General features: G+C 33.6%; 21 protein-coding genes and 1 tRNA gene. 7 read left to right on the forward strand and 15 right to left on the reverse strand.

The features are described 5' to 3' along the window. Window positions 1–211 precede the first annotated feature (211 nt). The 3 genes from ACFFLS_RS16390 to ACFFLS_RS16400 all read left to right on the forward strand — a co-directional run bounded on the left by ACFFLS_RS16390 (window position 212) and on the right by ACFFLS_RS16400 (window position 759). On the forward strand, window positions 212–352 hold the full coding sequence (locus ACFFLS_RS16390) for an rSAM-modified peptide (RefSeq protein ID WP_379684423.1): 141 nt from the start codon (window positions 212–214) through the stop codon (window positions 350–352). A gap of 84 nt (window positions 353–436) precedes the next feature. Further along, window positions 437–574 (forward strand): rSAM-modified peptide, encoded by a 138-nt coding sequence (locus ACFFLS_RS16395; protein WP_379684422.1) that lies wholly within the window; start codon window positions 437–439, stop codon window positions 572–574. A 50-nt stretch (window positions 575–624) separates the two neighbouring features. Next, window positions 625–759 (forward strand): rSAM-modified peptide, encoded by a 135-nt coding sequence (locus ACFFLS_RS16400; RefSeq protein WP_379684421.1) that lies wholly within the window; start codon window positions 625–627, stop codon window positions 757–759. Between the two features lie 15 nt (window positions 760–774). Here the strand turns inward: ACFFLS_RS16400 and ACFFLS_RS16405 are convergent, their stop codons facing one another. Then, window positions 775–2529 carry a helix-turn-helix domain-containing protein gene (locus tag ACFFLS_RS16405; protein WP_379684420.1) on the reverse strand — a complete coding sequence of 585 codons (1755 nt, stop codon included), beginning with the start codon at window positions 2527–2529 and terminating at the stop codon, window positions 775–777. A gap of 165 nt (window positions 2530–2694) precedes the next feature. On the opposite strand from ACFFLS_RS16405, the gene ACFFLS_RS16410 reads away from it, so the two are divergent. The 3 genes from ACFFLS_RS16410 to ACFFLS_RS16420 all read left to right on the forward strand — a co-directional run bounded on the left by ACFFLS_RS16410 (window position 2695) and on the right by ACFFLS_RS16420 (window position 5567). Continuing rightward, window positions 2695–3873, forward strand: coding sequence for an acyl-CoA dehydrogenase family protein (locus tag ACFFLS_RS16410; protein ID WP_379684419.1), 1179 nt, complete (start codon window positions 2695–2697; stop codon window positions 3871–3873). Between the two features lie 91 nt (window positions 3874–3964). Continuing rightward, on the forward strand, window positions 3965–4747 hold the full coding sequence (locus ACFFLS_RS16415) for a DUF3050 domain-containing protein (protein ID WP_379684418.1): 783 nt from the start codon (window positions 3965–3967) through the stop codon (window positions 4745–4747). Window positions 4748–4811: 64 nt separating this feature from the next. After that, on the forward strand, window positions 4812–5567 hold the full coding sequence (locus ACFFLS_RS16420) for an SGNH/GDSL hydrolase family protein (protein WP_379684417.1): 756 nt from the start codon (window positions 4812–4814) through the stop codon (window positions 5565–5567). 135 nt (window positions 5568–5702) lie between these two features. On the opposite strand, the gene ACFFLS_RS16425 is transcribed toward ACFFLS_RS16420, so the two are convergent. The 12 genes from ACFFLS_RS16425 to ACFFLS_RS16480 all read right to left on the reverse strand — a co-directional run bounded on the left by ACFFLS_RS16425 (window position 5703) and on the right by ACFFLS_RS16480 (window position 17043). Then, window positions 5703–6224 carry a DUF6438 domain-containing protein gene (locus ACFFLS_RS16425; protein ID WP_379684416.1) on the reverse strand — a complete coding sequence of 174 codons (522 nt, stop codon included), beginning with the start codon at window positions 6222–6224 and terminating at the stop codon, window positions 5703–5705. Between the two features lie 44 nt (window positions 6225–6268). Then, window positions 6269–7288, reverse strand: a complete 1020-nt coding sequence (locus ACFFLS_RS16430) for a hypothetical protein (RefSeq protein ID WP_379684415.1) — start codon at window positions 7286–7288, stop codon at window positions 6269–6271. Beyond that, window positions 7266–8894, reverse strand: a complete 1629-nt coding sequence (locus ACFFLS_RS16435) for an NAD(P)/FAD-dependent oxidoreductase (RefSeq protein ID WP_379684414.1) — start codon at window positions 8892–8894, stop codon at window positions 7266–7268. Before ACFFLS_RS16435 ends, ACFFLS_RS16430 begins: the two co-directional genes overlap by 23 nt. After that, on the reverse strand, window positions 8869–10389 hold the full coding sequence (locus tag ACFFLS_RS16440) for a polyamine aminopropyltransferase (RefSeq protein ID WP_379689541.1): 1521 nt from the start codon (window positions 10387–10389) through the stop codon (window positions 8869–8871). The genes ACFFLS_RS16435 and ACFFLS_RS16440 overlap by 26 nt, the downstream gene beginning before the upstream one ends. After that, window positions 10382–10597 carry a DUF350 domain-containing protein gene (locus ACFFLS_RS16445; RefSeq protein ID WP_223707051.1) on the reverse strand — a complete coding sequence of 72 codons (216 nt, stop codon included), beginning with the start codon at window positions 10595–10597 and terminating at the stop codon, window positions 10382–10384. Before ACFFLS_RS16445 ends, ACFFLS_RS16440 begins: the two co-directional genes overlap by 8 nt. Window positions 10598–10611: 14 nt before the next feature. Beyond that, entirely contained in the window at window positions 10612–10803 is a 192-nt protein-coding gene (locus ACFFLS_RS16450) for a hypothetical protein (protein ID WP_379684412.1), read from the reverse strand. A gap of 16 nt (window positions 10804–10819) precedes the next feature. Then, window positions 10820–12043 carry a DUF4178 domain-containing protein gene (locus ACFFLS_RS16455; protein WP_379684411.1) on the reverse strand — a complete coding sequence of 408 codons (1224 nt, stop codon included), beginning with the start codon at window positions 12041–12043 and terminating at the stop codon, window positions 10820–10822. 2 nt (window positions 12044–12045) lie between these two features. Continuing rightward, window positions 12046–12408 (reverse strand): S-adenosylmethionine decarboxylase family protein, encoded by a 363-nt coding sequence (locus tag ACFFLS_RS16460; protein ID WP_379684410.1) that lies wholly within the window; start codon window positions 12406–12408, stop codon window positions 12046–12048. A gap of 283 nt (window positions 12409–12691) precedes the next feature. Beyond that, window positions 12692–13531 (reverse strand): rhomboid family intramembrane serine protease, encoded by an 840-nt coding sequence (locus ACFFLS_RS16465; RefSeq protein ID WP_379684409.1) that lies wholly within the window; start codon window positions 13529–13531, stop codon window positions 12692–12694. Between the two features lie 251 nt (window positions 13532–13782). Continuing rightward, complete coding sequence (locus ACFFLS_RS16470) at window positions 13783–15576, reverse strand: TIGR04141 family sporadically distributed protein (protein WP_379684408.1); 1794 nt, start codon at window positions 15574–15576, stop codon at window positions 13783–13785. A 451-nt stretch (window positions 15577–16027) separates the two neighbouring features. Next, window positions 16028–16114: transfer RNA gene (locus ACFFLS_RS16475), tRNA-Ser, on the reverse strand. Window positions 16115–16173: 59 nt separating this feature from the next. Continuing rightward, window positions 16174–17043 carry a LysR substrate-binding domain-containing protein gene (locus ACFFLS_RS16480; protein WP_379684407.1) on the reverse strand — a complete coding sequence of 290 codons (870 nt, stop codon included), beginning with the start codon at window positions 17041–17043 and terminating at the stop codon, window positions 16174–16176. Between the two features lie 91 nt (window positions 17044–17134). Here ACFFLS_RS16480 and ACFFLS_RS16485 point away from each other — a divergent pair, with 91 nt between their 5' ends. Continuing rightward, window positions 17135–18379 (forward strand): MFS transporter, encoded by a 1245-nt coding sequence (locus ACFFLS_RS16485; protein ID WP_379684406.1) that lies wholly within the window; start codon window positions 17135–17137, stop codon window positions 18377–18379. Between the two features lie 176 nt (window positions 18380–18555). Here the strand turns inward: ACFFLS_RS16485 and ACFFLS_RS16490 are convergent, their stop codons facing one another. Together ACFFLS_RS16490 and ACFFLS_RS16495 are read right to left on the reverse strand one after the other, a co-directional pair. Next, window positions 18556–19584 carry an asparaginase gene (locus tag ACFFLS_RS16490; protein WP_379684405.1) on the reverse strand — a complete coding sequence of 343 codons (1029 nt, stop codon included), beginning with the start codon at window positions 19582–19584 and terminating at the stop codon, window positions 18556–18558. Beyond that, on the reverse strand, window positions 19574–20710 hold the full coding sequence (locus ACFFLS_RS16495; RefSeq protein WP_379684404.1) for a 1-acyl-sn-glycerol-3-phosphate acyltransferase: 1137 nt from the start codon (window positions 20708–20710) through the stop codon (window positions 19574–19576). The genes ACFFLS_RS16490 and ACFFLS_RS16495 overlap by 11 nt, the downstream gene beginning before the upstream one ends. Window positions 20711–20718: the final 8 nt, after the last annotated feature.

The raw sequence follows: 20718 nt of genomic DNA on the forward strand, positions 1-20718 counted from the left end.
ATTGAAAAAAAATGTCGGTAAGCACACATTTTATGAATTATACCACATACAATTTATAAATTATACCAGTCATTAACACTCATACAAAACACTGTAAAACAGATACTTAAATCAACTTCCTGTCGCTTCAATGTCCTCAAAAGCCATTTTCGACTAATGGTTTTCCTTTTTCTCTAGTTTTGAATAAACAATAATCCTAATACTTCAAAACATGAAAAAAACAAGTCTGAAATTCGACGATTTTAATACCGAAAAATTATCAAAAAACGAGCAAAAAATTATTAGAGGTGGTGATGGAGATACTGATCTTCCGAACCCAAGTAAAGGTGGTGGCGGTGCCGGAAATGTCTAAAAAATTCGTCTCGATAAAATCTCGCTTATTATCAGATTTTTCTAAAAATCCTATTTGAAAACTTATTCATTAAAATAAAAAATCATGAAAAAAATGGAATCAAACTTCAACGATTTTGAAGCACAAAAAATTACAAAAAACCAACAGAAAACTGTAAGAGGCGGTGATGGAATAGATCCTTCTGACCCAAAAAAAGCAGGAGGCGGAGGCGGAAACGGATAACTAATTAACAAACTCAATTAATAGAAAATTAATCCAAAAAATTAAAAGTTATGAAAACAAACAAATCAAAATTTGAAGAATTCGAAAAAGTACAAATAACTAAAAACCAGCAAAAAGCGATAAGAGGCGGCGACGGAGATGATTCTGATCCAAAAAAAGCAGGTGGTGGTGGTGGAAATGGTTAATTCATTAAATCAATCCTAAATATTATTCGCAAATTGAGCTGGAGATACTCCAGTTCTTTTGCGAAATGATTTGGCAAAAGAAACGGCATTCTTAAAACCAACACTTTCGGCAATAGCCTGGGTTGAATATTTTCTATACAAATGATTTGTAATCATCTGATTGATAACATAATTAATCTTCAATTCGTTGGTGTATTCTCCAAACGATTTGCCAAATCTTTTATTGACAACATAAGACAAATATGTTGTATTTGTTTTAATTTTCTTAGCAGCATATGCCAATGTAAAATCGGCATTTAGGTATTCCAATTTTTCTTCAAGGGCTAGCAGTTTTTCTACTATTTTATTTTCTTTGGCCTCATCAATACTTAAATTGACATTTTCTTTCTTGGCATGAATTTCGTCTTCCAACTCTACATTTTCAACTGGCTGAACAAGAATCTGTTCTTGCTCTTTTTTCTCCAGATTCGCTTTAAACTCTTCAATTAAGGCATTCATTTTTTTATGTGCCTTGTTTTTATCCCGTATGTTTTTGATTAAGAAAAACACAATTCCAACCACCAATACAACATAAAATATTTTTAATGCTTTATTCCAAAAAACATCATATCGATATTTTTCCTGAATGGTTAACATCTCTTCACTCAAATCAGCAACACCCAGTTTGTAATTAACTTCAAGGGTTTGATCTCTAAGATTTCCTTCGTATTTTTCGTAGGAATCAAGATAAATTTTAGAATGTTTGTACGCCAGTTCAGGCTCATTTTTTATATTATAAATCTTTGCCTGAATGTAATTTGACCTAAAATAACTATCGTCTAGTAGCTTGTTTTTCTGCGAAATTGAATCTACCTTCTTGAGAAAGACCAATGCTTTATCGTACTTTTTTGTCGAATAATATAAGTCTCCTAAATTATAGTTAGCGATTTGGTAATAAAACTGATCATTGTTCTGTTTCGCATACAATGCAATATCAAAATAGATTTTTTCAGCATTCTGATAATCGCTTTTCATCAAATACACGTTTCCAAGACTTAGCTTAGAGGTAATCTTGTTATCGATAAATTTTTCTGAATACGTAATCGCTTTTTTATAATAATACTCTGCAGAGTCTAGCAAATAGGCCTTGTCTCGGTTTTTCATATAAAAACCTTCGTACGAATTTCCGAGATTGGTATACAGGTTGCTTTTTGCATTCTGATACTGCTCACTTCCGTAGAGGTTCTGATTTTTATCTAGAAAAATATCATTCTGTTTCAGAATTTTAATCGACAGCTGGTAATTGCCGACACTTTCATTTAAAAGCGCAATATTGCCTTTAAATTTTATTACCTGAATAATATCTCCAATCTTTGTAGATAATTTAATTCCTTCCTGATAATTGGTAAGCGCCTTGCTGTAATTATGCCTTTTCCACTCGGCTAAACCTCTGAAATTAAGCAAATAAGAATGAAGTTCTGTTTTTTCATTAGAATCGGGCATCTTTGCTAAATATTTCATAGCCAATGCATACTTCTGATCCGATTGGGCGATATTTCCTTTTAGTTGATATAAATGAGAAGCTGCTCCGTTTGCGAAGGTCAAGTGCTTATTATCAGTAGAATTCTCCAACTGATTTACGTATTGCAGCCCTTCGTCAAAATTACCATTCATACTAAAACGAATTTTATTCTGCAAGGCTATGTACTCTTGTTCAGTAAATTGCCTTTTATTCTGAGCAAAACAGGTATAGAATAGTAATAAAAATATAAAAGAGATTCTCAGCCTCATTTAGCGTGTTTTTGGTATTCAAAAATAGTTCATATATTATCAATAAACTACAATTAATTTGCCAAAATCCTATTAAATATTATTTTGGGGAGGATAAATATAACAATTTAACTTGTAATTGTTATATTTTTATTACTTAAATTTGTTTTGTTAAAAAACAAAAAGATGAAACCAGATTTATTTCAAGCTCCAGATTACTACAACCTAGACGATTTACTAACAGACGAACACAAATTGGTTCGCGAGTCAGCGCGTGCGTGGGTTAAGAGAGAAGTTTCTCCTATTATAGAAGAATATGCCCAAAAAGCCGAATTTCCAAAACAAATCATAAAAGGTCTTGGAGAAATTGGAGGGTTTGGTCCCTATATTCCTGTAGAATATGGCGGTGCCGGACTAGACCAAATTTCGTACGGACTTATTATGCAGGAAATCGAAAGAGGTGATTCAGGAGTTCGATCCACTTCTTCTGTTCAATCTTCCTTGGTAATGTATCCGATTTGGAAATATGGAAATGAAGAACAACGAATGAAATATCTCCCAAAGCTTGCTACAGGAGAATATATCGGATGTTTTGGTTTAACAGAGCCAGATCACGGTTCTGATCCTGGAAGCATGATTACCAATTTTAAAGACATGGGCGATCATTATCTTTTAAATGGTGCCAAAATGTGGATTTCGAATGCGCCTTTTGCTGATATTGCGATTGTTTGGGCCAAAAATGAAGAAGGAAGAATTCATGGTTTGATTGTAGAAAGAGGAATGGAAGGTTTCTCTACGCCTGAAACTCATAATAAATGGTCGCTTCGTGCCTCTGCAACTGGAGAATTAATTTTTGATAACGTAAAAGTTCCTAAAGAAAACCTTTTACCTAATAAATCGGGTCTTGGCGCGCCACTTGGATGCTTAGATTCTGCTCGTTACGGAATTGCTTGGGGCGCAATTGGAGCTGCAATGGATTGTTACGATACTGCTTTGCGTTACTCTAAAGAGAGAATTCAGTTCGGAAAAGCGATTGGAGGAACACAATTGCAGCAGAAAAAACTGGCAGAAATGATTACCGAAATCACTAAAGCACAATTATTAACTTGGCGTCTAGGCGTTTTAAGAAACGAAGGAAAAGCAACAACTGCTCAAATTTCGATGGCAAAACGCAACAACGTAAACATGGCAATCAACATTGCGCGTGAAGCGAGACAAATGCTCGGAGGCATGGGAATCACTGGCGAATACTCAATTATGCGCCACATGATGAACTTAGAAAGTGTAATTACTTATGAAGGAACTCACGACATACATTTACTCATAACAGGAATGGATGTGACTGGAATTCCAGCATTTAAATAAACACCTACTATTAAAATATACACAAAATCAATGCGAAAAGCTTCTTCTAAATGGAGAAGCTTTTTATCTTTGCACCAAAATTTTTTTAAAAATGAATATCGAAGCGATAAACAAAAGCATCCAACCTCAAAAAGACCAACTTTTAAACCACTCTTTATACAACAAAATCCAAAGTATAGACGATTTGCATAGTTTCCTAGAAACTCACGTTTTTGCCGTTTGGGATTTTATGTCACTTTTAAAAGCTTTACAAGCCAAACTTACTTGTACAACAACACCTTGGTTTGCTACAAAAAATCCACAAACACGATATTTAATTAATGAAATTGTATTGGCAGAAGAAACCGATTTAACTATAGACGGAAGAAGACAAAGCCACTACGAAATGTATCTGGAAGCCATGGAAGACTGTGGCGCCAATACAACAGGAATCTTAAGTTTTTTATCAGAAGTACATTCGCTTCAAAATATATTTGTTGCCATCAAACAAAGCTCAATGCATCCAAATGTGAAAGCTTTCTTAGACTTTACTTTCAGAGTAATCGAAGAAGGAAAACCACACGAAATTGCTGCTGCTTTTACTTTCGGAAGAGAAGATTTGATTCCGAGCATGTTTACCGAAATTCTGAAAAACTTCCAGAAGAATCTTCCGGAAACCAATTTGGCAAAATTACTATACTATTTTGAAAGACATATCGAACTAGATGCCGACGAACACGGTCCAATGGCAATGACGATGATTATAGAATTATGCGAAGACGATGCGCAAAAATGGAAAGAAGTAGAAGAAGTTTCTATTCTTGCTCTAGAAAAACGCATCGGCCTTTGGAATGCCATCGAAGAAGAAATTCTTTTGAAAACCGAAATGGTATAAAAATCCAAAATCATATATTTAACGTAACTATTTGTTTAAAGCGTCCTCAAAATTTAAACAAATTATGAAACCAGATCTTAGACAAATAGTTATCGTTATACTTTCAGGATTTCTTTTGAGCTGTAGTTCAGACGAAACCTCAAATCCCATTACAACTACTCCACCCGTTGTAAATCCGCCAACAACACCAGATCTTCCTATAGCGAGCTCTATAAATTATTTAGCTTTAGGCGACAGTTATACTATTGGTCAAAGCGTCTGCGAAACCTGTCGTTTTCCAGAACAGTTAAGAGCAAGTTTAAACGCAATGTATTCCAGTACCATTTCGCTCAAAATAATCGCTACAACAGGCTGGACAACATCCAATTTACTTTCGGCAATCGAATCTCAACAACCCGAATCCAATTATGATTTGGTAACGCTTCTAATTGGCGTTAACAATCAATATCAGCATAGAAACTTTTCAGTTTACGAAAAAGAATTTCCAGAATTGGTCAACAAAGCAATTATGCTGGCCAAAGGTGACCGAAAAAATGTCGTGGTAGTTTCTATTCCCGATTATGCCTACACGCCATACGGAAAAGCTCTAGCCGGAAATCAGAGCGCCACAATTTCTGCAGAAATAGACAAATACAACTCCTTTGCAGAAAATTACTGCACCAACAATCAAATTACATTTGTAAACATTACAGACATTACGCGCCAAGGGCTCGAAAACTCAGATCTTGTAGCAAACGATGGCTTACATCCTTCTAAACTAGCCTACAGCAGGTTTGTAGACAGAATGATGCCGAAGGTCAAAATCGCTTTGCAGAATTAAATTTTTACATTTTTAGAAGCAGAAAAACCCGTTTTCAAAAGTACGTTTAGTCCCGCTATCCACTATATCTTTTGTTCTGAACCCCAGAACAAAAGGATACCGTTCCTATCGGGGCTAGATTAGATGTTTTCGTTTTCAATTAACCTTTTTAACAGGCATTGGAGGAGGCGGAGCAGGCAAAATCGATTTCAAATCTCCAAAATCTACCTTTTTATTAGTTGGTATAAAATGTAACTTACCCTTGATTTCGCCTAGAGATTTTATAAATCTATCCAATTCTTTTGGAGCTTCTCCAGCGTATAGATATATAGATTTTCTTTTCCCTAGATTCGAAATATTTATAAGATATGTTTGTGCATCTTCAATAACATGATTTGCATAAACCGTATCGAATTTTTCAAAATTTGTTTCCCGAAGTAATTTGTTCAATTCTCCTTTCTCTTCAAGATTAATAACGGCATAAGAATTTTCTACAGGTTCAGGAAATATTCTGTGATAATAAACAGTGTCACTCTTTGTGAATTTTATACAAAAAACAGAATGCAAAGCTTCACTAGCAAAAACAAATTCATCAAAAGGAAATGTATCTATCTTTTCTTTTTTAGTACAAGAAAGAAATAGAAAAAGGACACTGAAAAATATAAACTGTCTTTTCATATTCAAATTTAAAAATATTTCTTCAAACCTTAAAAGAGAAATATTTACTTCTTAGACTTCCAAATAAACCCGTCCAACAAATAATGCGTAAACTGCGGAACGCTCAACAACGGAACCAACAAAATCTGCCAGCTCGAAAAATCAAAACTGCTTATTGTGATATTTTCATTCCAAACAAAAAACTCCCAAAGAAATTCTTCCGAAAAAGCAATCAAAAGCAAAATCCCGATATAAATCAAAAGTCCTTTGTATTGTTTTAAAAAAGACAGACTTCCTAATTCTGATTCCGATTTCCCATCAATTTCTTTAAAATAAACCAAAGCCATGTACGGAATTCCATGCGAAACGACATTCAATAAAGTAAAAATCAAATCGTTGTTAAAATAGACAATTCCAAAATACCAAGACAAAGCAGTTCCTAGAATAATGCTATTTTTCGGAATATTAAAAAACCGATTCTGTATTGATTTTACAGCCGTATAAACGACATACAAAATCAAAATCCCAATATAAATCCAAAACAGGATTTCGAGAATTCTTTGGTTTTCAAACCTAAAAAATTCATTTTCGACAAACCAGTTAAACTTTCGCTTAGACGAAAAAAACCAATACAACATCGGATATACAGTCGAAGCATAAATCACCAAATTATCAATCCAAACTGAAATTTTGGTTTTTGTTTCTTTTCTGGCGTACAATCTCATAAAACCGTACTGCTGTCTGATAAAATGAAAAACAGCCACATAAGCCAGAAACGACCAAAAAACCAAACTTCCGAAAGAGAAAAGAATTATTCCTGTTACGAAACAAAAAAGCGGCAACAGAATCAATCTTCTTTTCTGTTTTTGAAATTCATCTGCAACAAAATAGGTTTTGAATAATGTCGCATAAACATGTGCTACATCAATAAAAACAATCAGGAAAAGCCAAGTGTAAAAAGAATAATGCTCTTCAATCTGAGTAATATAATCCTGAAAAATAAAGATAATCGCCAATACAAAAAATGACGGACCAATTATAAAAGCTAAATCGGTTTTGGGTTTATGAATCCAGGCTTGTTCCATCTACAATTTCGTTTACAACATTAATTCCCTGATGAAAAGCTTCTTCAAAAATCGAAATTCCTGATAAATCAGTGTGCGCAAAATAAATCGAATTCTGAATATTTTGCTTTGCCTGTTTTTTTGATTCTCCAAAAATAAATCCCGGCGCAGGCGAAATCATTCCGTGTCCTAATAAAAACACTTCGATGTCTTCTGTATATTCTTCAATATCCGGATGCGCTACTTTTAAATCGTTCAAAACAAACTGTTTCCAGTATTCTTTATCTTTTTTATACAGCTCTTTTCTGGTTTTCTTTAAATCGGAAGACGAAAAACTATAGTAATACGTAATCACTTTTTTATCCTGAACCTGATTTAAAGTCTGATGCTGATTGTAGATATATCCTAAACCTTTTGCATCATAAATTACATTGTCCCACGAAAGCGGAAAACTAAAATTATCAAATAAATCATTTACGGTGAGCGTTGCCAAAAGCCAAGGCGTATAATGAAAATCTTTGGTAAACGTTTTTCTGTCTTTAATCAGATACTGATTTACAAATTGTGGCGTTGTCATAATAACTTTGTCAGCGGTAATTTCTACAGAAACCTTTTTAGCATCATCAAAAGCTTTGACGATAACTTTGTCGTTTTCAACTTTTACTTCGTAAACCAAATGATTTTTAAGGGTTTTCTCTTCGGTGTATTTTTTAAGATGAGAGGCGAGTCTAGCATTTCCTTCGGGCCATGTCAAAACGCTGTCTTTTTTGTCTGAAGATGCATTCTGCTTTCTTCCCGCAAAATAATGAACTCCCGCCCAAGCCGAAACATATTCGATTCCCAAACCAAAATCATCTTTACAGCAATAATCAATGTAATTAAATAGTGGTTCGGCTTTAAAATTATTTGTTTCAAACCATTCCTTCATTGTAATTTTATCCAGATTTCTGGTCTGAAGGTCTGAAGACGAAAGGTAAAGCGGAATATCGAACAAATACTTCCCATCATTTCCTTTGCTTTCGCGAAAGCTGTCCATCAGTTTAAAAAAACGAGCAAATTCTAAATCCTGAGCAATCGTATTTCCCACTTTTGGAACCACGCCTTCTTGCCAGCTGTTTTTATAAAACAACCGTTCGTCGGGTGCAAATGAAAGCTGAAGTTCATCAAAAACCGGGAAACCCTGAGAATCGTAAGCGGTAATGATTTTTTCTTCTTCCAGAAAACGAAGCAGTTCTTTGTCCTGAAAATTCGGCAATGGCAAATAATGCGCACCAAGCGGATATTTGGAATATTTGTTTTCTCCATTAGAAGAATTTCCCCCCAGATGATTTTCTAATTCTACCATCAAAAAATCTGAAATTCCTTTTTTATGAAATTGGCGTGCAGCACTTAAACCCGAAATTCCGCCACCAACAATCAGATACGGAATTTGGATTTTTTGGGATGGTTCCGGAAAATCTTTAATCCATAAACGATGACCGAGAAGGTGTTTTGTTCCGGATAAACGAATCATCAGCACCGCAATTTTATCAGAACAAAACTGCAGAAACGGAATCAGAAGCAAAGAAGCGCCAACTCCTTTTATAAAATTCCTTCTAGATTTATTGCAGTCTTCCCCACTCTTCATCAAAATAACGTACTAAAATCTGGTTGTCTAAACGATTGATTTCGATTTGGTTTGAAATCATATCATTCGTAAAATAATTAAAACGATCGAACTGATAATTATAAAATCTCAATCCGTCAGCTTTTCTGTTTATGGCATTAAAAGTCGTTCCAAAACCATTTATGGCAATCGTATAACCCCATTCGCCAAACGAAGGCACATAAGCATGATACGCATCTACTTGCGGAAAAACCTGCATTACCGTTTTATTGATGCACCAAAAAGATTTGGGCGCAAAATAAGGCGAAGTGGTTTGTATAACAATCGCTGCATCGGGCTGCAGAATGGTTTTGATGGTTTGATAAAAATTCAGAGAATACAATTTCCCCAAACTGTAATTGGATGGATCAGGAAAGTCGATTATGATGGCATCAAATTTTTCTTTACAGCCTTTTGCCCAAATATAAGCATCCGTATTAATGACTTTTACCTTTGGATTATTGAGCGAATTTTGGTTAAAATCGATCAATACTTTATTGGTTTTAAACAATTTGGTCATTCCTTCGTCTAAGTCGACCAAAGTTATTTTTTGAACTTCCTTGTATTTTAGGATTTCGCGCACGGCGAGACCGTCTCCTCCTCCCAAAACCAAAATATTTCTAGCATTTTTAGCAATCGACATTACCGGATGCACCAGAGCCTCATGATAACGATATTCATCTGCAGAACTAAATTGTAGGTTATTGTTCAAATAAAGCCTGTAATCACTTTTATTATGCGTTAAAACGATACGCTGATAAGGAGTTGAGTTGGTATAAATAATATTTTCTCCGTACAATTTGCCTTCTGAATAAGCCAGAATCGAATCTGAGAAAATAAAAGTCCCAAGCAAAATTATAAAAGACAGAACGGCTTTTGTCTTTAAGAAATAAACATTTTTTAATTCTTTCTCCAATAAAAAACACAAGACAATCGCAATGCTTACGTTAATCATTCCGAAGAAAAGCGAGGTTCCCATTATGCCGAGTTTCGGAACCAAAACCAACGGAAACAAAATAGAAGCCAGCAAAGCCCCGATATAATCAAATGTAAAAACATTTGACACCAAGTCTTTAAACTCAACCCTGTCTTTTAGAATATTCATTAAAATCGGAATTTCAAGCCCGACCAAAAAACCTGTTACAAAGACAAATAAATATAATATCAACTGGAATGAACCAACATTTTCGAACAGCAGAAACAAAACTACCGAACTCAAACCGCCGATGAGTCCGACCAAAATTTCGATTTCTACAAAAGTATTGAGCAGGTTTTTGTGAAAAAACTTTGAAAAAAACGAACCAATACCCATAGAAAACAGGTACACACCGATAATAAACGAAAACTGTTTTACCGAATCGCCCAACAAATAACTGGCCAGCGTTCCTGCAACAAGCTCGTAAATTAAACCACAGGTAGCAATTATAAATACGGCGAAAAGTAAAAGAAATTCAAACCGCAAAAACTTTTTACCCATGAATTGCGGCACTAATAATCATTGAAATTCCAATGATAAATGCTGCCAAGACTATCGCAACAGCAACATTATTTTTTTCTACAACTTCTTTCCAAGTATTTTCTGGAGTCAATTTTTCGATTATAAAATAACCGATTAATAGAATTACAATCCCTAAAAGAGAATAAATAATAGAATTTACTATTGGCTGAGCGTGAATTAATTCCATATTGCTACTGTTTTTTATTTATGATAAAAATGATGACTTGATATTGTTGATCTTCTTGCGCTAGGAGTTGTTCTGTATTTTTCGGTCGTTTCGCAGTCACAGATTCTGTTTCCGGCCAGCGTAAAATACATGTAAATTCCAAAGCAAAATAAGCCTACAAAAAAGGCTGAACGATTATGAGCTATAAAATCAGAAAAATTTTTCATTCCAAATCTTTAATTATTAATCCGAGTAAGAACTGTCTGCCCATCGTCTATTCTCAAAATTCATAGTGAAATAACGGATAATGAAAAAAATAATCCCCATAAAAATAATTACAAACCAAAGGTTTCGGTTAGATGGCTGACTCCATACGGCGCTCACTTGCATTTCTGCATTCGTTTTGTCTTCTGGAGCTTTTGCGGGAGTAATCACAAAATGATATTTGCCTGCCTTTACACCGCAGATATTAAATTTTTCTGATGCGTTTCCTTCTGTCCACGATTCGCCGTCAGTATTTCCGTGATAGTATTCTATATCTTTGCTCGCGTAGATTTCTTCGCTAGTGTCTTCATTAATAAGCGCCATATTTACATTTGCCCAAGAATTGTCTACCCCTGTAGAAACTCTTACTGTCATTGGCGCCGAAGCTCCTTCAAGCACAAAAGAATCGGTTGTAAAATCTTTATTATTGAATTCGCTGAATTTGATTGTTTTCGAAAAAACATTCTTCTCCGCCTGATCTTTGTAAACATACCAATTAACAGTCAGTATCAGCAAAGCAAAAAAACAAAAGATAATTCCTGTATTCCTTACATTAAACTTCGCAGGCTGAATCATATTTACACCAACCTGATACGGCACATAACTCTTTTTAAAAGCCTTTTTAATGACTTCTTTTTTAACATATTCGCCATAAAAAGCCGTTTCAGATCCATTTGCCTTTTCTACAGAAATCATATACGGAGGCCTGATATATTCTACAAGATGCATCTTTTTATGATTTGTCAAATCAAAATCAAAAAAACCTTGAGCATTTATAATCGTAGCGTCCGAATCTTCAAAAATATCATATTGCTTATTCTCGTATTCTAAAACTTCAGGATGACTTTGTACATTAAAAATTTCGTCCATTTGAGACAGCAAAATCCAATGTCCGTCTGAAAGCGAAAGATACAGAAATTCTTTAGCATCATTCTGCAATATAAATTCTGACCAAGAATAATCAGGATGCACATTCTTTCGCAGAATTCCAACTACTCTGTATTCACTTCCTTTCAGAAGGCCTACATCTCCAAGTTGTAGCGCAAAATCATTGTTCTTGGTATTGTACTGTGATTTTTTGTAAAATCTCCCATCTGGGCCAACTGTATATAAAGTCTGACAGCTTGGACAGGCAAAATTTACGACATCAAAACCAACTTCCAACTCGGTTTCGGTCTTACAACTGTAACAAGGAATCTTCATAGTTATCGGTTAATTTCAAAATCTTTTATAATTTTCCCTTCAAAATAAGCAACATATTCGGCCATGACCGCACGAACTTTATGCGAATTATCCTGAAGATAATTGCACAAATAAACATCCAAAGTAAGCTGCTGGTATTCTGGCCAGGTGTGTATGCAAATATGAGATTCTTTGAGGCAGAACGAAATCGTAAAACTGCTGTTTTCAAAATCGTGCACTACTACTCCAACCTTCTCAAGTTCATACTTTTCTAAAATAGAATTGGTAACCGCAACAAAACCACTGCTGTTTGTGAGCTTCGAAATTTCGTCGACATTTAGGGTAACCAGTTTATGCAGACCTGGCGAATAAGGAGGTAAATCCATTAATTATTTTATAAAACACTGTCGCCAAATATATAATAATTTCTTTAATAAAATGATTACAAAATCTATTTTCAGCAATCACGAGCTAAGGCTATAGATTTTATGTTTTTATTTTCAGGCAGCAGTAAATTTCATTTTCAAAAGTGCGTCTAGTCCCGCTATTCGCTGTATCTTTTACGGCGAACCCCGCCATAAAAGGATGCCGCTTCTATCGGGGCTGACTAGAACATTTTGTTTCCAGAATACCGTTACGAGCTGTAAATCGATACTCAACAAAATCCAATCATTTTTTACCCGAAAGTTCTTCGAGCCTTTGTTTTTCCTTTTTAGTCAAACTGCCAATTCCATTTTTTCCAATCTTATCAAGCAATCTGTCTAATTCTTCCTGTTTGTTCTTTTTTTGCTCATTGTATTTATGATCAATCGAATAATATTTTGTTTTTGACTTAAAGAAATAATTATCAATTAAAAGAAAATGAGGTCTAGTAACAATCAAATATATAAAGACAATACAAGGAATAGAAATCACTAAAATCGTAATGTAGTTTTCTTTTAAAGCTGAAGGATAAAGTGCAATTGCCGTCAACATTCCAATCAAAGCGCCTCCAAGATGTGCTTCATGACCGATATTTTCACGTTGAGACTTGATGCCGTAAATTGCATAAGCAACATATAAAATCCCGTAAAGCCATGCCGGAATTGATACTACAAAAAACAGCACAATTCCAATCCCTGGAAATAAGGCAATTGATGCAAAGATAATTCCGCAAACCGCGCCAGACGCACCCACCGCACTGTAATCTCCATGATTTCTGTGAATGAATAGTGCCAGTAAATCTCCTCCGATCATGCTCGCAAAATAAAGTATCAAGAATTGTGGAATTCCTAATTGCGCCTCAACTAGCCCAAAAAAGAAATATAAACTGAGCATATTAAAACATAAATGCTGCCAATCAATATGAAGGAATGATGACGAAATAAGTCTGTAATATTCTTTGTTAATCAGTATTTTATCAACTTTAAACTTGTATTTATCATAAAAGACTTTATCATTAAAACCTTTATACGAAAACAAAAAATTTATGATAATAATTATATAACCGGCAATTGCTGTATGTATCATTGCTTTTTAGTACTTAATGCTTTGTAAAAATGCTCATAAAGCAATCTAAATTTTGAAACTTCAAGGTCAAATATATAAAATCTTTAAAACAAAAAAACCGCAATTTCAATTTATGAAATTGCGGTTTTAAAAGCAGAAAGGAGGGGATTCGAACCCTCGATAGATGTTACAAAAGCCATAATGTGCTCACACAAAATTATCGTTAGAGTAGAAAACTTGAGAGTTGGTTTTACAGAATACGTTAGATTCCTTTATAAATCTGAAACATCAATTAAATTAATATTAAAATTGAATTGTTGCATTTCTTTCACAACTTGAACTAAAGAATATTTTGCAATATTTGATTTACACTTATCAATACGATCTAGTACTTTATAACTTTTATAATGATTGTTTTTGAAAGCCATTACAAAATTAATAGTCAAATCTTTATCCTTAATCTTCTTTATAAAATCCTCAATATCAATTTCCTTTTGAGGATTTCGTTTATTATATTCTTTCAAAGTTTTTTTAAGATAACTAACTCCTTTTGTATTTTTTAGATCATTGGACAATCGTTTTGCTGCAAGAATTACTTGAATGTATAAATCTCTCATTTTAGTATTAAAACCATTCTTCACATGTATAAAATATGCTACATTATCATCAATTGCTAATACATCACAAAGTTCAATATTTTCTTTTATTACCTTATCTAAGACATAATAATTGTCTAAATCATAATAGCTTTTATTATAGCTATCTTCATCATCGCCATCAATCCAACTTGTTAATAATCCTTGCTTTAAAACATACTTAGCATAGTATTCTTTCGCATCTTCATTCATAATGCTTAAAAATTCGTCCTCTAAAACATACCAATGACCATCAATTTTAAAATACTTTTTTGACTCAAAATCCATTTCTGCTGTCACATGGGAAAATAAACTACCATAAGTTACTTCTCTTCTATTAATATACCCTACAATATTTAATGCAATAATATTTTCCTTTATCTTAAACCTATCCACTATACTTTCTAAGCTCTCAAAAATATATTTTGTTGAAGAATAATATAAATCAGATCTATTAAAAATTTCTAAATCTTTTTTTCCTCTGGAAAATTTGAATCGTATTAAAAATTTGTCACATTCATAAAATTTTTCAAGTTTAGAAGGGTGAACAACTTCAATGATATCATTTAATGCTTGTCGAACTCGAGAAGGATCATTATGCAATTGTACATCATCAATAATTAAATTTAATAATTTATCATCTAGCTTTCGTACAATATTTACATCATTAACTTTATTAAATAAAGTAAGTTGTTTAGGGGTCTTTTTTTCATAAATATTATTTAAGTCAATAATCAATTCTTTTAGTTCTTCAAAATCAATTTTGTTTCTTAAATAAAAATAGGCGCCTACTTCCATTATTGCTAAATTTTTATCTAAATCATATTTTTTAAATTCTTTTATTTTCAATTCATCCCTAACTTTTAATTTAATTTTCGTTGGAATATCTGAATATAGGAGAGTTTCAGAAATAGTTTGATTTAAATTAAATGTTTCCTTTTTAGAAGAGATGTTGTTTGCTATACTTCTTACATACAACTCAATTATATTGTCATTAGTTGGATTAGCTATTCTTTGATATATCTCAATCCCGAAAGTTGGATGCAAATATTTTTTAATAACATTAATACCACTACCACTTATTACACAATAAATTTCGGTTTTATACTTTATGAATAATACATATGAAAACTCTACAATGTCAAAATTTTGCTTTTTAGTAAGTTCATCAGGAAGAAAAACTTTTAGATAAAACTTTTCTTTTGGTTGCCTAAAACAGTAGGCTCTGAAATCAAAACCTTCATCTTTTAGAGAAGTAATTTCAGGATTTACTATTGCTATCTCTAAATTTTTAAATTTATGTCTTAATTTCTTTAAATGATTTTCTTGGATTTTTTCAATAATTTCATCGTAAGTTTTATCTCTTAATTCATAAAAGTTTTGGTCAATTTTAAAAATTTTTAAATCAATTTTAAATTTTTCAATATCCATAATATCTTCTTTAAAAACAGATTAACAATAGTACGTTTCAAATCTATCATTATAATAAATATGTATTTACGGATATCCATAACCCATAAAATACATATCAAAACAATAGCCCAATGTATAACCTTAAATGAAATAAACATCAAGTACAAATACCTATTTGAAAATAAAAAAAGAAAATGGAATGAAACAACAAGACATGTTTTTACTATCAGAGGCAGTTGTTAAGTAATCCTTTACAACTGAAAAAAAAACTCAAATAACTGTTTTTTCACAAAAAACGAATGCTTATTATAAAAAATGAACGCGATTACATCTTTTTAATAAAAAACGAACGCTCTTGTTTATTCAATCAGAAATTTTGACATCTTATCAATGTATTACAACCAATGTTCTAACATCAAAATCGAACAAAAGCAAAAAATGCTCCTTTTAGGGGAGCATTTTATTTCAGCAGAAAGGAAGGGATTCGAACCCTCGATACAGTTACCCATATACTAGCTTTCCAGGCTAGCTCCTTAAACCACTCGGACACCTTTCTATTTAGGTCTGCAAAGAACACAAAAAAAATCGAGTTACAAAAGTAAATTTAAAGTTTGTTTAAATGCTTTTCTTGAATTCTTCCATGAAGAGTTTTACCGCTTTTTTCTGATAACCGCCAATGGTTAACATAAACGATTCTCTTTTGGTCGTGATTCCAGTAAGTTGTACTGCCTTGAGCTCATCCCAGCCTTTTAGAGCTTTTTCGGCTACTATGGTTGCCCAATCGCTGTTTTCGACCATTTGCAGCAAGGCGTGAATAGAATGCAATTCAATCGAAATTTTTGGTTTCATGTTGAATTTCTGGAATAATTCTTCTACGAATTCTCTCGAATTCGATCCTTTTCCAGGCAGAATCAACGGAATCTCGTCTAACTTCTTGAAAGCTATTTTTCCTAAATCTGCCAACGGATGATTTTTAGAAACTGCCATAACCATATTCGAAATAAACAAAGGCACTTTCTGAATCGGAGGTTCTATTTCGTGCGACGAAATTACCATTACCACATCGAGCTCGTTGTTAAGCAGTTTCTGTTCGAGAGATTCGGTTGTACCGTATTCCACAACAATTTTTAAATTTTGATATTCTTTCGCAAAAGAGTTGACAACGGGCAAAATTAAAAGTCCAAAAATATAAGTTACACCGATTCGTAGTTCACCGCCAATCATTTCGTTTAAATCTTCAATGGCTTGTTTTCCGTTTTCTACATTTTCTACCACTTTTTTAGCGTGAATTAAAAAAACCGCTCCCGCTTCGGTCAATTGCACTTTTTTTCCGATTCGCTTAAACAAAGGCATTCCGAGTTCGTCTTCGAGTTTTTTTATTTGCTGCGAAAGTCCCGATTGTGTTACGAAACACAATTCTGCCGCTTTGGTAAAGTGCAAAACCTCAGCCGTTTTGATAAAATATTGCAATTGGTAGATTTCCATATTGATAAGTTTTACTACTTATAACAAGTAAAATTATTAATTTTTCTAATGAAATCATAATCCCGACCTTTGTATCAAATAATTTAAGATTATGTTCAAAGCCTTAAAATCTAAAAATTTCAAGTTGTTTTTTTACGGACAATCTGTTTCGGTTATAGGAACCTGGATGCAGAAAACCGCAGTAAGCTGGATGGTTTACAGTATAACAGGTTCGGTATTTCTATTAGGGCTTGCTACTTTTTTAAGTATGATTCCGTCCTTATTTTTAGCACCACTTGCCGGAAGCATCATCGGACGTTACGATCGTCACCGCGCCATGATTGTGCTGCAATCTCTTGCAATGCTTCAAGCCGGAAGTTTAGCCTTGCTTATTTATCTCAAAATCTATAATATCAATTTTATTCTGGCATTAAGTCTTATTCAAGGAATCATCAATGCTTTTGATATGACTTGTCGTCAAACCATGATGATTGATATAGTCGACAAGAAAGAAGATCTTCCAAATGCTGTTGCTTTGAATTCTACAATGAACAATTTTGCCAGAATTGCAGGTCCTGCGTTTGCCGGAATTATTCTGCATCAATATGGAGAAGATATATGTTTTATTGGAAACTTCGTTAGTTACATTCCCGTTTTGATTTCATTACTAATGATGAAAATCACGCCACATAGTAAAGCAGAAAATAAACTGAATATGTTGGACGACCTTATTGAAGGACTGGATTATGTGAAAAACGAAACTGAAATGGCCAGAATGCTCATGATGTTAACCTGCAGCAGTTTGTTTGTTATTTCTTTTAATACCTTAATGCCGGTTTTTGCAAAAGACATTTTTAGCGGAAATGCCGAAACTTTCAGCTGGTTTGAAAGCGCTGCCGGAATTGGTTCTGTTTTATCTGCCGTTTATTTAGCCAATTTAAAATCGGCTGAAAATATGGGAAAATTAATGATTGCTGCTAGTTTGTTACTCGGTTTCAGCATTATTATTCTGGCAGTTTCAAGCAATATTACAATCGCTTTAATTTGTATGACTTTAAGCGGCATCGGAATGATGGGGCAAACTTCGTCTATCAATATTTACATTCAGACACATAGCATTGTTAGTATGCGTTCTAGAAGTATCAGTTATTACATGATGGCTTATCAGGGAATGATTCCTGTGGGAAGTTTAATTATTGGCTATGTTTCACATTCACTTGGTGTGAGAATGACCGTTGCTCTTCAAGGAGTTATTGCCATACTTTCTGTGATTGTTTATGTGTATTACAAAAAACATAAAGCAACTGAAGAAGATTTGGAAACTTGTCCGGTTCCATATCAAAATTCCAAAAATTAAATCCCAAATTCCAATTATACGCGCAATTTTGCCATTTCTCTTTCCTGGAAATGACAAGATTGAGTGTAATAACTTATAAAAAAACAAACTGAACCGTTTAATTTACTAAAAAGAAAAATCCCAAATTCCATACTTTAGTTTTGGAATTTGGGATTTTAAATATTGGAATTTTGAAACTATGAAATCTCTCCTCTCAGAGCAGTTTCAAAAATATCTTTAAACGCCTTTTGCGGAATATTATGTCCTAGCAAATACATTAGTTTTGTAATCGCCGCTTCTGTTGTAATATCTTTTCCAGAAATAACGCCCAAAGACTTTAAAGCCGTACTGGTTTCATATTGTCCCATGTTTACGCTTCCTCCCGAACATTGTGTTACGTTTACAATGTGCATTCCAGATTTGATTGCTTTTTCGATTAAATTTAAAAACCAATCTTCTGTCGGTGCATTTCCGGAACCGTATGTTTCTAAAACAATGCCACGCAAACCTTTTGTTGAAAGAATAGAAGCCAAAACGATTTCGCTCATTCCTGGGAACATTTTAATAATAGCAACATGATTGTCTAGTTTTTTGTGAACAATCAGTTTAGCTTCTTTATTTATTGGGAGAAATAAATGTTTATTCAATTTTAGATGAACGCCGGACTCTACCAATTCTGGATAATTTGGCGCTGTAAAAGCTCTAAAATGTTCTGCATTTACTTTTGAAGTCCTATTTCCTCGGTACAATTTATATTCAAAATAAAGACAGACTTCTGTAATTACAGGTTTTCCGTTTTCCTGAAGCGAAGCAATCTGAATAGCTGTAATGAGGTTTTCTTTGGCATCTGTACGCAAATCTCCAATCGGGAGCTGAGAACCTGTAAATACTACTGGTTTTGCTAAATTCTCCAACATAAAACTCAATGCAGAAGCCGAGTAAGACATCGTATCTGAACCGTGAAGCACTACAAATCCGTCATAAGAATTATAGCTTTCCTCGATAATTGTGGCAATTTTAGTCCACATTTCAGGATTCATATTCGAAGAATCAATCGGATTTTCAAACGAAATTGATTCAATTTCACAATCCAATTGCTTTATTTCGGGAATCTTCTGAATTAATTTAGCAAAATTGAAGGCTTTAAGCGCTCCAGTCTCAAAGTCTTTGCTCATACCGATGGTTCCTCCGGTATAAATCAACAATATTTTAGCTTTAGATGACATCGTGATATTTTAATTTATTGACAACCGGATTGGCATACATCGCCAAAAATCCTTGTCTAGTAACGGGATTATCACTTCCGATACGCATTTCTAAACGACGCTCAAAAAGCGATTTTTCGCTCTCTTTGTATTTATCAGCAAATCGATCAGTTTCGTTTAAAATATCGTAAGCAATAAAATTAGTCGGCCATAACTGGTAATTTTTCAGAATAACATCATCAATAGTTTGTGCTAATGCCAAAACCTGCTTGTTTGCATTATCGTTTTCAGCCATAATCTGATCGATTTCTGTATCTAAAACATCTCCAACAGAAATATGTATTCTTTTCTTAGTTCCCATGATACCACTGATGATATTCATGAAATCTTCGTTTTTATCTTTTACATATACTTCATTGTTAGCTTCTGCCATCAATTGAGGCATTTTCAGCACATCAGTAGGGTCGTATTCGTATGAAATAGAAACCGGAACTACTTTCAGTTTCTTGAAGTATTTCATTAAATCTTCTTCATCAGAAGCCATTCCGATCATTTTTAACACTCCTGGATTGGTTTCGTCATTTCCGTCTTTTGTTCTACCTTCTTTCTGAGCAATCCAAACCGAACGATTTTCACGCATCAGCAACTGCCCCATATATTCAGAAAGCAGTTTAGAACTCTGCAGCATTTCACGAGGCGACAATCCTCTTAAAACCAAAAAGTTTCGGTTTAATTTGGCCAAAGTAGCCAGAAAAGCTTTTTTAACCAGATTGTCTCCAATTGCAGAAGCTGTCATCACCAAACCATGTTCAAACAAACATACATTTAGCAAAGTTGTATCTAAAAGAATATCTCTGTGATTAGAGATAAACAAATAAGAAGTATTTTTTTCAAGTTTATCAAAACCAGAAGTTGTCAAACCTTCTGAACTTTTTTCAAGGACTTTTTTAATGGTGTTATAAATAAAATTGCATTGAAAATCACGAATTGAATGTGTTTTCCTAAGTTGCTCTTTCCAAACCTCATCATCCACATCCGGAAAAGTAAAGTTCATCATGGTTTTCATCATTGGATGATTGACCACAGCATGAAGTGCTTCATTTATTTCGGAATCATAAAACGGTCGAATGGCATCAAATTTCTGCATTATTTATA

The sequence above is a fragment of the Flavobacterium procerum genome, assembly GCF_042431625.1.
Taxonomy (GTDB): Bacteria; Bacteroidota; Bacteroidia; order Flavobacteriales; family Flavobacteriaceae; genus Flavobacterium; species Flavobacterium procerum.